The following is a 12,432-nucleotide window of genomic DNA, read 5'->3' on the forward strand; positions in this document are numbered from 1 at the left end:
GGTATATGGAAATCACGGGATTCGCGGATGCAGTAGCGCTGGATGAACCCGCATATGCGGTCTTCAAGGCTGCGCTCGACGTAGTCTTCGACAAGGGCGATGGAGTTACGGAGCATATCGATCGCCTCTCTCCTGAAGCGCGGCTGGTCTACTTGCTGTGGTGCTTGGACGGCGAGATCCACAATGGTGGCTTCGACCAACTTTTCACGAACTCGCTAGGCAACCATTGCGTCGAGATCCTTGGCCACTTGCAGACCATCGGCGCGGGCAAGTCCCACGACCTTCTGTCCAAAGCGGTTTCGTGGTTTCGGAACGCATTGCCATCCAGCGACCGCCGGGTCAGGTGGTCGCAACGTCAAGCCTTCTCCGGCACGCCTGAGTACGAGGCGGAGATAGACAGGCTGGACGTCGAGTTCTACAAGTACGAAGACAATCTGGTTTCGCTGCTGAACTCGTATGTGTCCGATCACCCCAGTGCATCGATCAGGGCCTGATCCGCTCCAACGTTCGGCCTCTCAGGAGGCATTCCATGGCTCGCCTTGGTGCCCATTTCGTCCTGCCGGACGAAGATGTTGCCGTTCTTCTATCTGAGCAACGTAACGAAGAGCGTCTGGCCGTCGTCGGGGAAGAAAATCGAGGGACGCTGGTTTGAGCAGTCCGGAAGCCCAGTCCCCTTCTCCCCCCGGGAGAAGGTGGCGCGCAGCGCCGGATGAGGGTACGGGCGACCCAGGCAGTCGCACCGCACCTCAGGCTGCTTTTTTTCAAGGCAGGCATCCACAGTGGACGCTCTTCAATCCAACCATTCGCGTCGCCGTGATGTCTGCCGCTTCGTTCGTCGCGGCTGAAGCCGCTCCTACAGGAGGAATTCAACCCCCTTCGCGCTGTAGCTAGGACGCGGCGTCGCTGCGAAACACACACTGATTTACGTTGAATTTCTCAGCCAGCCTTTTGCCCGATCCGATCCAACGCGGCCAGCACATCGTCCGACAACGACAGCTCAGCCGCCGCCAGATTCTCCCGCAGATGCGCAACCGACGAGGTGCCCGGGATCAGCAGGATGTTCGGCGCACGCGCCAGCAGCCACGCCAGCGCCACCTGCATCGGCGTCACGCCAAGTTCCTGCGCAATGGACGACAGCGAGTCGGACTGCAACGGAGAGAAACCACCGAGCGGAAAGAACGGCACATAGGCGATGCCGTCGCGGCCGAGCGCATCGATCAACGCATCGTCGCCGCGGTGCGCGAGGTTATAGTGATTCTGCACGCAGACCACCTTGGCGATGCCCCGCGCTTCCTGCACCTGCGCGGCCGTGGCGTTGCTGATGCCCAGATGCCGGATCAGGCCGCGCTGCTGCAGTTCCGCGAGCGCACTGAACTGCGCCTCGATCGAACCCTCGCTGGGCTTGTACGCGTCCAGCATCACCCGCAGGTTGACCACGTCCAGGACCTCCACGCCAAGGTTGCGCAGATTGTCGTGCACCGCCTGGGTCAGCTCGGCGGGGCTTTGCGCCGGCAGCCAGGACGCGTCGTCGCCGCGCATGGCGCCGACCTTGGTGACGATGGTCAGCGGCTGCGGGTACGGGTGCAGCGCCTCGCGGATCAGCTGGTTGGTGATGTGCGGCCCGTAGAAGTCGCTGGTGTCGATGTGGTCCACGCCCGCGGCCACCGCCTCGCGCAACACCGCCAGCGCCGCGGCGCGGTCCTTGGGCGGGCCGAACACGCCCGGCCCGGCCAGCTGCATCGCGCCGTAGCCGATGCGCGTCACCGTGCGGTCGCCGAGGGAAAAAGTGCCTGCTGTCGAAAGCTTGCTCATGACTGCCTCCAGAAGGGGTGGGCCGAAGCCCGGGTGAGGCCTGCACTGTAGGCCGCGCGCCGATGCGCGATAATCCGGTCGAATCGGCACGGGCTGTGCGGGATCTCGAACAATGACCACGGACCTGCAAGACCTTTTCGCCTTCCTGGCGGTACTGCGCGGCGGCGGCTTTCGCGAAGGCGCGCGGCTCAGCGGCAGCTCCGCCTCCAGCCTGAGCGAGGCCGTGCGGCGCCTGGAAACCCGCCTCGGCGTGCGCCTGTTCAACCGCACCACCCGCAGCGTGCTGCCGACCGAGGCCGGCGCGCGCCTGGCCGAACGCCTGATCCCCGCCCTCGGCGAAGTGGAAGCGGCGCTGGACGTGGTCAACGGCTTCCGCGACCGCCCCAGCGGCACCCTGCGCCTCAACGTGCCGGGCGCCGCCGCGCGCCTGGTGCTGCCGGCGATCGTCACCCCGTTCCTGAAGGCCTATCCGGAGATCAGGCTGGAGGTGATCGTGGAAGACAGCTTCGTCGACATGCTGGCGGCCGGCTGCGATGCCGGCATCCGCTACGACGAGCGGCTGGAGCAGGACATGATCGCCGTGCCGATCGGCCCGCGCGTGCAGCGCTTCGCCACCGCCGCGGCGCCCGAGTACCTCGCCGCGCACGGCCGCCCGCAGCACCCGCGCGACCTGCTCGCGCACGCCTGCCTGCGCGGCCAGTTCGCCAGCGGCGCCATCCCGGCCTGGGAATTCGAACGCGACGGCGAGATCGTGCTGGTCGAACCGACGGGCCCGTTGCTGGTACGCCTGGGCGCCGCGGTGGACCTGGCCGTCGACGCCGCGGTCGGCGGCCTGGGCGTGATCCACCTGTTCGAAGACTGGCTACGCCCGCACCTGGACAGTGGCGCGCTGCAGCCGGTGCTGGAACCGTGGTGGCAGAGTTTCAGCGGCCCGTTCCTGTACTACCCCGGGCGCCGCCATCTGCCCGCCCCGCTACGCGCGTTCGTGGATTTCATTCGGACGCCGTGAGCGCGGTGCAAGCGGCGGTGCTCACTGCTTCCTGCTCCCTGTAGGAGCGGCTTCAGCCGCGACCCGCCTCACCGACAACGCCCAGCGCGCCTTTCGGAGGCACGCCATCTGCATCGCCCCACCACTTGCAAGAAAACTCCCAACTACTCCCGAAACCGCCGCAACCAAACAAACCCAGGCACCGCGATCCGCATCTTCGACGTCTCATCCCACGCCAACACAAACCCCGCATCCACCAACGCCGCAGCGACCTGCCGCCCGACCGCAAGATCCGCATCCGCCCCACCCTGCAAATCCCCGAACGCGATAAACAACCCGCCGCCGTCCACCGCGCACTCCACATCCTGCCCGTGGTAGAAACAATAGCCGCGGTACTCGCCCTCCGGCGCCTCCGCCACCGCCTCGGTCACCTCGGTGTGGCCATCGGACATCGTGTAGCCGGCATTCGCCAGCGCGCAGATGCCCGCATCGTGCAACTGCTCGAACACCGCATCCAGGCGATCGCAATCGGTCAGCGCCGGCCAACCCTGCTCCGCCTGTTGCTTCGCCTGCCAATGGCTGGCGACCGCGGCACGCAACATCGATTCATCGCAATCGTCTTCCAGAATATCGTCGAGCATCTCCTCGCGGATCTCGGATTCCGAGTAGAACCCGGACCAGACCCACTTCCGGATTGAATCGAGGACATACGCATCGGTCTCGTTCACGCTCGCTCCTTTGAAGACCAGGCACTTGCCTGGCGCGCACGGTAGCAGGGCGACGTTTCGATCTTGGAAACGCCGAGTGAATCTCGGGATCGAGGCCGGCGCTATCGCAGCGAGAAACCGACCACCAACACCACGCCAGGCGCCGCCTTACGCGACGCTGGAGTGGCCCCGGCGGCGCACGCCACACGGACGTGCGCATACCAATGACGTCAGACCTTGGATCGCAGCGGACGCGAAGCGACGCGCGTAGCCCGCGCCTTCTTCTTCCCCGCAGCCCGCGCCGATGGCCCAACCGCAGCCGGCACGCGGCTGATCAACAACACCCCGCGCCCCACCGTCACCCGCAACGCATCGCCCACGGCAAAACCGTACTGCTCCAACCAGCGCCCGGACAGGCGCAGCTTGGGCACGGCACAGCCGACGACATCCTCGGCACGGCGCACGTCGTAGTACTGGTAACTCATCGTGCAGCGTTCGGGCACGCGGAAGCGCAGGCGCGACGCGGCGGGTGTGGCGAATGGGGAGGCATCGGCGGTCGCCGGGTGCTCAGCGGCCTGCGTGCCGGCCGATCGAGTGCGGCGCTTAGTTGTACGCGACGCGGACGTAGCCTTGGGGGGAGTGAAGGTGGTTCTGTTGAAACGATGCATGTCGGACTCCTTGTGTGCTCAGGAATCCACCGACTCGCTGTCAACCGAGGTGGCGGACGGTGCGCGGTTGACAGACCGGCCACAAGGAACCGGCAGACCTTTCGGCCTCCGCACACCGCCCGCCAAAGGACGAGCACGCGACCCATCCCGAAAGCCGGACAAAAGAAAAACGCCGACATCGAGCAATGGGCGCTGGTGCGCCTTGTGGTTTCAGGCTGTCAATCCCGGCCGCGGAATGTGCCGCAGCATTTCGATCATGCGACTTGGCATTGAATCCTGTCAATGGGTTTCCATCCACGATTTCAAGCAACTTGCTGGCAAAAGGAAACCTGACCACAACGAGCCAAACGTCTACCGGCCCGATGGCTTGAATGCTTGCGGCCATCGAATTGTGCTGATACCGTCACATTCATAGGCACTTATAGGCACTTACGGGAAAGACACCGTGATTAGGCACAAGGATTACACCCCTACTGAAATGGAATCTTTTGGTGTGATGAGTTCGCCACGGCAGATTGGCCGAGTGAGGTCGGGAATACAAACCTCGGTTACAACCCAAACTGTCGCCGAATAGTAGTTAGGCGCGCATGGCAAGCGATCAATTATTTGAAATTCTTGAGGCGGTTGCGGACGAGTCCTCGTTCGTTCGTTTTGTGGAGCTTCTCGTCGCGGACCGGCAGTCCGCGGACTTGCTCATGCTGACAGTCGATGGGTTTCAGGGAGAGTGGGCCAATCAAACCATCGCAGACTTCTTGGGGGCCGCCTCGGCATGGGCCAGAGACTCTGCTTTCGGTGAGCGGCCAGGCCAAAAGCCCGGCAATGCCTGGAAGTTGTTCGCGACCTTTCTATGGGCTGGGCGTGGCTACGAGTAGCGCGCCTAACAATTCATTCAAGCCGAACCCGCTTCGCGGGTCGGCTTAATTCAGGCGTTAGGCGCCATGCACAGCATCAGGCAACGTGTAGCAAATTGGACAGCGTCTCTCCCCGCAGAAGTTGACGCTGGATCGCTATATGCGCGTTGCCCTATCGCTCACAAATGGAAAGCGACATTTCGGATCCTTCTTGTCCGAGAGGCATCACTGTGGCGCATGGCTGATCTCGGGGCAGCGTTTGTAGATTTAGTTGACTCAAGCAAGTACTTGTCCGCCCGCATCATCTTACGCAGTGCTTGCGAGACTTCTGCACTGCTCGCATATCTGAACAAAAAGCTGCACGATGTAGTGTCTGGCCAAGTCGACTTTGAGGCGTTCAACGAGCTTACGAAGCAATTGCTACTCGGCGGAAAGAATGAGGACTATTTCCCGCCAGTGAATGTTCTAACAGCTCTGACGCACTTCGCCAAAGACCATCCGACGATCCTCGAGATCTACAACAGACTGAGCGAGGATGCCCATCCAAATGCTGCCGGCATGATCTACGGATTTAGCACCAGCCAACCCGATATATTTTTGACCAGCTTCTCAAACAGATTCTCTGCAACGGATCCGCTCAAAAACCACACAGTTTCATCTGCAGATTTGCTGTTCCTATGCTACGAGCAACAGTACAACGAGATTTGGCCTCAGAGATTTGAGGCACTCGAGCAATGGCTGCGTGACAATGATCAGAGACTTGAGGCGCTACGAGATGGCGCCTAACAAATCATTCAAGCCTAACCCGCTTCGCGGGTCGGCTTAATTCAGACGTTAGCCCTTCTAGGAGATATCTATGTCGTTTGCAGACATGACCAAGGACAAAGTGTTTATCGTCAAACCTAGCGGAGAGCGGCTGGGCCCTTACAACTCGGCACTTTCTCCCAGCAGCTGCACCATCTTCGACAAGACGCTGGATGTGGATCATGGCGACACCATCGCGAGACCCCTGCCAAACGGAAAGGAAGAGCACTACACCGTGCTTCGAGCCGACTTTCGCGAGGACTTTCATGGCATCCCTGGCGGCTACGACCTAAAGCTTCAGAAAGAGCAACAGATACACAAAGCGCCGTCTAGCGTTGTCAATAACGTCAGCATCACTCACTCAACAGGCGTGCAGGTTGGGGACCACAATATCCAGAACATGCAGACTGCGTTTAAGACACTAGAGAGAGCAATTGACGCTCAGACCGCCCCTCCTGAGTCCAAGGCTGATGCCAAAACCAAACTGCAAGCGCTCTTGCAACATCCGTTGGTCGTTGCGGTACTTGGCGGCGCTGCTAGCGGCGTCGCTGGCTAGGGCTAACAATTCATTCACGCCGACTCCGCTTGGCGGCGCGGCTTAACTCAGGCGTTAGCCAAGGAGAAGGGCAGTGGCGTCCACTTCGATTTGCGTATGTCAGCTTGATCACATCGACCAGATCATTCACAGGGAAGTTGCGCAGTGCCACCCTAGATATTGGAATGAAGACCATATCACTTACAGCTGGTTGAAGAAGCTCATTTCCGAGTGGCCGTCTATTAATCTGGCCCCGCATCCGACCACCAGCGTCCACTGGGATGCATACAAGATGGATGGCAACCTCGAACAAGATAATGGTGATATTGCCTTCTTGATCGATATCAATTTTGACAATGGCAACAGACTGAAGGGCGTCGGATTCTTAGAAGCAAAGAGAATCTACCCCACTGACAGGTTTGAAGCACTAAAGTGGGCCCAACTCCGTTTGCTGAGCTCTAACTCGTCGAACCACCAACTATTGCTGTATGACCACAATCCGATCTCCACGCAGTACTCACTTGGAGCTTGCCTCCCTTGTGATTACTGCCACTACTGCGAAGATCACCGCCCATATTGCTGCGAACCGTCTGAGCTTAGTTCCGCCATCGTAATGCCTACACTTCACGCGATTGCATATGAAGAGAAGGGGAGAAAATTAGAGAGTATCGGCCACCGCCTGTCGGAACAGATTGTGCTCCGGTACTTCAGAGGCTTGGATCTTGACTTCGACACTGACCTTGTGAAGCGTGTTCTCGCAGGGGCACCTGGCGGCGCCAAATTCCTAGCAGTTGCGACGATCCATATAGGAGACGAAGCAAAACCTTCAGACACAGGTGGCACTCAGGAAAGAAAGCCGACCAAGCCAGATGAAGCTAGCGGCTACAGATCTCTTGATAGAGATATTCGCAGAGATGGCTAACAAGTCATTCAAGCCGACGCCGCTTCGCGGCGGCTTAACTCAGGTGTTAGGCCTCTGATCGCCCCATGCTGTAGATACAGTTTTACCCAGCACTCATCGACAAGATGGGCACATCAACGAAGAAAAGGAGGACACAAATGGGAAGAGTAAAAGGATCCATCACCAAGGATCGGTCAATCGACGCAGAAGCTTTGCGCGAAGTACTCAAGCCAATATATGAAAAGCTCAGGGAAAAGGGCGTCTCGGATACAGACCTTCCCAATAACGAAGACCTTGTCGATCGCCTCCTTGAATTCATCGACGAGAAGGCAGTAGATGACTGGGGCGACAAATATGCGGAGTGGATTAAGAATAAGCCGTAAGTAAACCGGGATCAGAGTAAATATCCGCTCACAATAATCCCAACAACGGGGCCAGAGGAAATATCTAGCTCAAACGATATTTCCCGGCCCCGTTGCTCCGTCACCGGCTATTCCACACGATTGAAACGGTTCGTCGTGATCTCCGGCTTACCGTTGATGTTCAGCCAGACAACGGTTTCGAGCATCGTCTTGCTGTCCACATATGGGGTCAGCGTAAATATCCGCTTGAAGCGGGCCTCAAAGCAAGAGTCAACGATCGGCGCAAATACGCGGCAACCGAAGCGCTTGCGTTGCATCTATCGCATGCCGACTCTCTCAGCCGCTACAACGCCTCCAACGACCCACCCGAAGTAACAGGATCAGGTTCACTTAAGAAGTCAACCTGACCCTCAGGTTTCGCTGTTGCACGCGACGACAGCTAAGGATTTAAGCCATTCGACGAAGCGATGTCGCCCGCAGTATCAGGCGAGCCCGTCATCGGGACCACTGGACAAGAGCGAGCCATCCCGCGCGACTCTTGCGCCGCACGCTGGGCATTGCCATCCCCCCCAGCATCGCTTCGCGCGCACTACTTGGCTTGCGGAACCTCGGCAGGAGTGTCTTGCATTTCGGGCACGACTTGCGCGGAAGCAGGAATGCCACGACCAGCACCGCTGCACCGCCAGCGATACCGCCCACCACCGCGAATGCCAGAATCGCATACGTGAACATGCTGCCAGGGCCTCACATGGGGGTTGGGCGGTTGCGAAACCTTCCGCCCGAGTACGTCAGTTCCATAGTACGACCACGGCAACGATGGATGAAGCCACGAGAAGTGGCAAGGCCAAGAGCAGCAGCTCCGCGAGGCGGCGACGCGGCCGAGGCGCAGGCAGACGCACAAACGACACGACCCCGAGACCCAGAGCAACCAAGGAAAGAAAGCACATGGCCAACAATCCGACCCCCCAGGCCCCGAGCAGGGGCATGCCGCACACGCCACCGTCCTGCGTCTCGGCCCACTGGCTGAAGCGCCAGGAAAAATAGGCGACGTACGCGGCCGGCGCGAGCACCGACAGCACCAACATGGCGATGGAGCAGGATCGAAACGTCATCTCGGTGCCACCCCCGGCGTCCTCTCGGCGCAGACGACACAGCGCTGCTGAAGCGTCGCGCAGTCAACGCAAATCTTCCAGGCGCTGTTGCAGTAGTTTTTGCTTGCAGCGCCGCCTTGACCGTTCCAGGTTGCGCCGCACAGCGTACAGCTGCGGAAAGAGCGGTTGCGTTCGGCCCCCATGCAAGCTTGCGAGCAAAAGGGCGTATCTCTCTGAGACGCCATGTCGTTCTCTTGGTATCCAGCTGTCATGCAAGCGCCTGGAAGCGGCGTTGCGGCGAGTATCCGCCAACGCCAGAAGCCTGGGAAGAGAACAGCTCCCATTCTGCATCGGTGATTGGCGAGTCGCGGCCGGCGATCCTTCACCCATAGGGGCAGCGCCCCATACCCGACGGTCACCGCCGTCGGTGCCACCTGACTGTACCGAGTCCAGTTCGAGATCAGGTAATCGCGACGCTGCCCGAGCTACCGTAGCGGGCGGACCCGAAAATTGGACGCCGAACTGCAGTGATGCACGCGCCGCGTGCGGACGCGATCCGGATGATGCCGCTCGCCCTGGCTCACTCCTCTGGAGGCCACTCACGGAAATTCACGCACACCGTGCTCTTGTCCAGCATCGCGAACTCGCGCGAACCCCAGGGCCGGAGTGCGACGGTGTTGCAATTCGGGTGTAGCAGATGCGGCACGCGTGCGGACATTTCCGCGAAGATCGCATCGACATCGTCGGTGTCGACGCTGAGTTCCGGACGGTCCTTCGCCGCCCACTCGGGGTTCTCGACCAGATAGGCCTTGGCGCCGTCGCGTGCGACGACGGCCATCGTGCCGTCCTGGTACTGGACGGCAAAGCCCAGGCCATCGACGAAGAAGTCGAGTCCGTCCTGCAGGCGGTCGTAGAAGATCTTCGGAATGAGGTTCTTGAACATCGGTTCTCCTGCGTTGGAAGCCTGCTGGCGGCCGGAGCTAAGGTAACACCGAGAAGAGTCGGGTCTTGCTCATAGCTCCGCGGCATCCTCCGCAAGCGCCCATTCCTTCATGTCCGGGATCACCTGCCCCGCCACGAACGCGAACACGTCTTCGAAGCTGGCGACGACGATGTTCCAGGTGCGAGGCGATGGCGTGGAGCTGTCGGCGAACACGGGATGAAAGTAGACGACGGTGTCGCTGATGCGACCATCGACCACCAGCAACCCGGCGAAGTCTTCGCGGTCCTGGCGCCTGGCGAAGGTGAAGAGGTCGCCACCGCTCACATCCTCGCGGGCAAATGCACGCGACGCGAACGCCAGCTCCGACGCTTCGGTGATGAAGTGCCAGGGGGTGAAGCTGGTCAGGTCCTGCGCTAGGAACCAGCGCAGTGCGTTGGGCCAGGCTGGGTCGATCTGATTCCGTTCCATGCGTGTGAGGCGGGCTTTCGCTGCTCTTCGGATGGCTGGATGCGTGGCTGCAGCCTTACACTGATACGCTCAAACCTCAAGATCAGCGTACACCCCAAGGAACACTATGCGGCGGCTGCTAGCGATTTCATTCGTGCTCGTTGTTTTCATGAGTAGCGCCGACTGCTCGTCGTTATCATCCACCGAGCGTTGGAACCAGTTAAAGGATGAAAGCGACCGGCAAACGTCGACCTTCCGCGGCACGCTGTGGGAAAGGGAGATGATTCTGGTGCACAACCAATTCTGGGCTCAGGTGTATCAGACCTGCGCGCCAGAGGCGAGAGCTGCCGGCATCAGCAGCTTCAAGGCTGTCGCAACCGTCGACCGCCGCGGCAAGGTGACCGAGTATCTGGTCAATCCGAACGTTCCCGCGCTGCGATGCTTCGCCACGCAGATGGTGGGCCGCCAGTATCCGGAACCTCCAGCAGCCCCCTTTTATGAAGTCTATGGCGTCGCTATCGATCCGGAATGACTTGGCGGGAGGCCGACCAGCTCGCACAAAACGTCCTTGACGTCATTCGCTTTTGCCGTCGAATGACTACTGCGGATCTATGCCGACTCAAGAGCGCTTTCCACAGCTTTCGGTCCGCTGTTGTCACCGCTCAACATTGCACAAACCGCTCGCAGCGTCTCGACGAAGCGCACATCCTGCGATAGCGGAGCGAACACGCCATCCAGCTTGAGGAACGCCTCCACATCGCGGCCTGCATCACCGGTCGCGCTACGCCCGATCTCGCTCAGCACCTCGCTCATCGGGTCCACCAGTGCCACGCCGTCGCGCGCCTGCCGCCTCACGAACTGCATCCACGCCGCGATCGGCAGGCACAGGCGGTCGATACGGCGGCCGGCGGCCAGGGCGTCGGCGATGGTGCCAAGCAGGCGTACCGGAATTTTTTGTGAGCCATCCCAGGCGATCTGCGCCAGCCGGTGGGCGATGGCGGGGTTGCGGAAGCGAGCGAGGATGGCGCCGGTGTAGTGCTGCGGGTCGAAGCCGGGCATCGGCTGCAGGGTGGGGGCGATGTCCTCGCGCATCAGGGTGTCGACGAAGGCGGCCAGTTGCGGGTGACGCATGGCGTCGGCGACGGTGTCCAGGTCGAGCAGGGAGCCGAGGTAGGCCAGCGCGGAATGCGGGCCGTTGAGCAGGCGCAACTTGGCGCGGTCGTAGCCGGCGATGTCGTTGCTCAACGTCACGCCGGCGCGCTCGAAGGCCGGGCGGCCGTTGCAGAAGCGGTCTTCGATCACCCATTGGCTGTAGCGCTCGCGCTGGATCGGCCAGGCGTCGTGGCAGCCGAGTTGCGTGGCGACGCGTTCGCGCAGGGCGTCGTCGCTGGCCGGGGTGATGCTGTCGACCATCGAGCGTGGGAAGGCAGCTTCGGTTTCGATCCAGGCGGCCAGCGCCGGGTCAATGGTGTGGGCGAACTGGAGGACGGCGCGGCGCAGCTTGCCGCCGTTGTCGGGCAGGTTGTCGCAGCTGAGCACGGTGTACGGCGCCAGGCCCAGCCGCAGGCGTTCGCGCAGGCCGGCGACGAGGTAGCCGATGGCGCTGCGCGGGGCGTGCGGGGCGGCCAGGTCGTGGACGATGTCCGGATGGGCGAAGTCGAGCTGTTCGCCGGCCAGGCAGTAGCCTTTCTCGGTGACGGTGAGGGTGACCAGGCGCACCGCCGGGTCGGCCAGGCGGGCGAGGACGGCGGGTTGTTCGTCCTGCGCGCAGAGCACTTCGCGGATGGCGCCGATGATGCGCAGCTCGGGGGGTTCGTCGAGCAGGGCGAGGGTGTAGAGGCCGTCCTGCGGGCGCAGGGCGTCGCGCACCTGCGGGCTGTGCAGGGAGACGGCGCTGATCGCCCAGTCCGGCTCGTCCGCGAGCAGGTCGTCCAGATAGACGGCCTGGTGGCCGCGGTGGAAGGCGCCGGCGCCGAGGTGGACGATGCCGATGCGGACGCGTTCCAGGGCGTAGGTAGGGCGGACGATGGCCGGCGGCAGGCAGGGGAGCGTGGCGGCGGTGAGGTGCGGTTCGGTCACGGGAGATCCAGGAGGAGGATTTCGGTCTGAGGCTTGGTCGGTAAGGCTGTCGGGACTGAAGTCCCTCCCACAATGGGGCTGAGGCGAGCTGGTGTTTGGTCGGTAAAGCCGTCGGGACTGAAGTCCCTCCTACAGGGGAGCTGGGGCGAGCCGATGCTTGGTCGGTAGAGCGGTCGGGGTTGAAGCACCTCCTGCAGGGGGGATTAGGCGGGCTGCGTTTGGTCGGTAAGGCGGTCGCGGCTGA

General features: G+C 61.5%; 17 protein-coding genes. 9 read left to right on the forward strand and 8 right to left on the reverse strand.

The annotated features are described in order from the left end of the window. Window positions 1-5: 5 nt before the first annotated feature. Entirely contained in the window at window positions 6-494 is a 489-nt protein-coding gene (locus HEP75_RS21795; RefSeq protein ID WP_185824931.1) for a DMP19 family protein, read from the forward strand. Between the two features lie 35 nt (window positions 495-529). Further along, window positions 530-652: a hypothetical protein gene (locus HEP75_RS22375; RefSeq protein ID WP_255423939.1), complete on the forward strand. Its 123-nt coding sequence runs from the start codon at window positions 530-532 to the stop codon at window positions 650-652. A gap of 284 nt (window positions 653-936) precedes the next feature. Here HEP75_RS22375 and HEP75_RS21800 read toward each other — a convergent pair whose 3' ends face one another. Then, the gene (locus tag HEP75_RS21800) at window positions 937-1,812 is read right to left on the reverse strand and encodes an aldo/keto reductase family oxidoreductase (RefSeq protein ID WP_185824932.1); all 876 of its coding nucleotides are present in this window, start codon (window positions 1,810-1,812) and stop codon (window positions 937-939) included. A gap of 112 nt (window positions 1,813-1,924) precedes the next feature. Between HEP75_RS21800 and HEP75_RS21805 the strand changes: the two genes are divergently transcribed. Further along, window positions 1,925-2,821: a LysR family transcriptional regulator gene (locus tag HEP75_RS21805; RefSeq protein ID WP_185824933.1), complete on the forward strand. Its 897-nt coding sequence runs from the start codon at window positions 1,925-1,927 to the stop codon at window positions 2,819-2,821. A 143-nt stretch (window positions 2,822-2,964) separates the two neighbouring features. On the opposite strand, the gene HEP75_RS21810 is transcribed toward HEP75_RS21805, so the two are convergent. Both HEP75_RS21810 and HEP75_RS22380 read right to left on the reverse strand, forming a co-directional pair. Beyond that, the gene (locus HEP75_RS21810) at window positions 2,965-3,528 is read right to left on the reverse strand and encodes a hypothetical protein (protein WP_185824934.1); all 564 of its coding nucleotides are present in this window, start codon (window positions 3,526-3,528) and stop codon (window positions 2,965-2,967) included. Between the two features lie 209 nt (window positions 3,529-3,737). Then, the gene (locus HEP75_RS22380; protein WP_255423940.1) at window positions 3,738-4,175 is read right to left on the reverse strand and encodes a SymE family type I addiction module toxin; all 438 of its coding nucleotides are present in this window, start codon (window positions 4,173-4,175) and stop codon (window positions 3,738-3,740) included. 587 nt (window positions 4,176-4,762) lie between these two features. Here HEP75_RS22380 and HEP75_RS21820 point away from each other — a divergent pair. The 5 genes from HEP75_RS21820 (at window position 4,763) to HEP75_RS21840 (ending at window position 7,649) form a co-directional block, all read left to right on the forward strand. Beyond that, a complete protein-coding gene (locus tag HEP75_RS21820; RefSeq protein WP_185824935.1) occupies window positions 4,763-5,047 on the forward strand; it encodes a hypothetical protein in 285 nt (94 codons plus the stop codon). 216 nt (window positions 5,048-5,263) lie between these two features. After that, window positions 5,264-5,812, forward strand: a complete 549-nt coding sequence (locus HEP75_RS21825; RefSeq protein ID WP_185824936.1) for a hypothetical protein — start codon at window positions 5,264-5,266, stop codon at window positions 5,810-5,812. Window positions 5,813-5,882: 70 nt separating this feature from the next. After that, window positions 5,883-6,386, forward strand: coding sequence for an RIP homotypic interaction motif-containing protein (locus tag HEP75_RS21830; protein ID WP_221899288.1), 504 nt, complete (start codon window positions 5,883-5,885; stop codon window positions 6,384-6,386). Between the two features lie 73 nt (window positions 6,387-6,459). Further along, window positions 6,460-7,287 (forward strand): hypothetical protein, encoded by an 828-nt coding sequence (locus HEP75_RS21835; RefSeq protein ID WP_185824938.1) that lies wholly within the window; start codon window positions 6,460-6,462, stop codon window positions 7,285-7,287. A 137-nt stretch (window positions 7,288-7,424) separates the two neighbouring features. Then, on the forward strand, window positions 7,425-7,649 hold the full coding sequence (locus HEP75_RS21840) for a hypothetical protein (protein ID WP_185824939.1): 225 nt from the start codon (window positions 7,425-7,427) through the stop codon (window positions 7,647-7,649). 107 nt (window positions 7,650-7,756) lie between these two features. Here the strand turns inward: HEP75_RS21840 and HEP75_RS21845 are convergent, their stop codons facing one another. The 4 genes from HEP75_RS21845 to HEP75_RS21860 all read right to left on the reverse strand — a co-directional run bounded on the left by HEP75_RS21845 (window position 7,757) and on the right by HEP75_RS21860 (window position 10,130). Then, entirely contained in the window at window positions 7,757-7,945 is a 189-nt protein-coding gene (locus HEP75_RS21845; RefSeq protein WP_185824940.1) for a hypothetical protein, read from the reverse strand. A 471-nt stretch (window positions 7,946-8,416) separates the two neighbouring features. Continuing rightward, on the reverse strand, window positions 8,417-8,740 hold the full coding sequence (locus HEP75_RS21850; RefSeq protein ID WP_185824941.1) for a hypothetical protein: 324 nt from the start codon (window positions 8,738-8,740) through the stop codon (window positions 8,417-8,419). A 559-nt stretch (window positions 8,741-9,299) separates the two neighbouring features. After that, window positions 9,300-9,662 (reverse strand): hypothetical protein, encoded by a 363-nt coding sequence (locus HEP75_RS21855; protein ID WP_185824942.1) that lies wholly within the window; start codon window positions 9,660-9,662, stop codon window positions 9,300-9,302. Window positions 9,663-9,731: 69 nt separating this feature from the next. Next, entirely contained in the window at window positions 9,732-10,130 is a 399-nt protein-coding gene (locus HEP75_RS21860; protein ID WP_185824943.1) for a hypothetical protein, read from the reverse strand. A gap of 148 nt (window positions 10,131-10,278) precedes the next feature. On the opposite strand from HEP75_RS21860, the gene HEP75_RS21865 reads away from it, so the two are divergent. Beyond that, window positions 10,279-10,641 (forward strand): hypothetical protein, encoded by a 363-nt coding sequence (locus HEP75_RS21865; protein WP_185824944.1) that lies wholly within the window; start codon window positions 10,279-10,281, stop codon window positions 10,639-10,641. A 77-nt stretch (window positions 10,642-10,718) separates the two neighbouring features. On the opposite strand, the gene HEP75_RS21870 is transcribed toward HEP75_RS21865, so the two are convergent. Further along, on the reverse strand, window positions 10,719-12,188 hold the full coding sequence (locus HEP75_RS21870) for a mannitol dehydrogenase family protein (protein ID WP_185824945.1): 1,470 nt from the start codon (window positions 12,186-12,188) through the stop codon (window positions 10,719-10,721). Between the last annotated feature and the right edge of the window lie 244 nt (window positions 12,189-12,432).

This window comes from Xanthomonas sp. SI (assembly GCF_014236855.1).
Classification (GTDB): Bacteria; Pseudomonadota; Gammaproteobacteria; order Xanthomonadales; family Xanthomonadaceae; genus Xanthomonas_A.

Bases quoted from the DNA above. Each gene is read 5' to 3' on its own strand.
- HEP75_RS22380 (WP_255423940.1), bottom strand. From the start codon at position 4,175: ATGCATCGTTTCAACAGAACCACCTTCACTCCCCCCAAGGCTACGTCC.
- HEP75_RS21795 (WP_185824931.1), top strand. From the start codon at position 6: ATGGAAATCACGGGATTCGCGGATGCAGTAGCGCTGGATGAACCCGCA.
- HEP75_RS21840 (WP_185824939.1), top strand. From the start codon at position 7,425: ATGGGAAGAGTAAAAGGATCCATCACCAAGGATCGGTCAATCGACGCA.
- HEP75_RS21820 (WP_185824935.1), top strand. From the start codon at position 4,763: ATGGCAAGCGATCAATTATTTGAAATTCTTGAGGCGGTTGCGGACGAG.
- HEP75_RS21845 (WP_185824940.1), bottom strand. From the start codon at position 7,945: ATGCAACGCAAGCGCTTCGGTTGCCGCGTATTTGCGCCGATCGTTGAC.
- HEP75_RS22375 (WP_255423939.1), top strand. From the start codon at position 530: ATGGCTCGCCTTGGTGCCCATTTCGTCCTGCCGGACGAAGATGTTGCC.
- HEP75_RS21805 (WP_185824933.1), top strand. From the start codon at position 1,925: ATGACCACGGACCTGCAAGACCTTTTCGCCTTCCTGGCGGTACTGCGC.
- HEP75_RS21825 (WP_185824936.1), top strand. From the start codon at position 5,264: ATGGCTGATCTCGGGGCAGCGTTTGTAGATTTAGTTGACTCAAGCAAG.
- HEP75_RS21830 (WP_221899288.1), top strand. From the start codon at position 5,883: ATGTCGTTTGCAGACATGACCAAGGACAAAGTGTTTATCGTCAAACCT.
- HEP75_RS21850 (WP_185824941.1), bottom strand. From the start codon at position 8,740: ATGACGTTTCGATCCTGCTCCATCGCCATGTTGGTGCTGTCGGTGCTC.
- HEP75_RS21865 (WP_185824944.1), top strand. From the start codon at position 10,279: ATGAGTAGCGCCGACTGCTCGTCGTTATCATCCACCGAGCGTTGGAAC.
- HEP75_RS21855 (WP_185824942.1), bottom strand. From the start codon at position 9,662: ATGTTCAAGAACCTCATTCCGAAGATCTTCTACGACCGCCTGCAGGAC.
- HEP75_RS21800 (WP_185824932.1), bottom strand. From the start codon at position 1,812: ATGAGCAAGCTTTCGACAGCAGGCACTTTTTCCCTCGGCGACCGCACG.
- HEP75_RS21860 (WP_185824943.1), bottom strand. From the start codon at position 10,130: ATGGAACGGAATCAGATCGACCCAGCCTGGCCCAACGCACTGCGCTGG.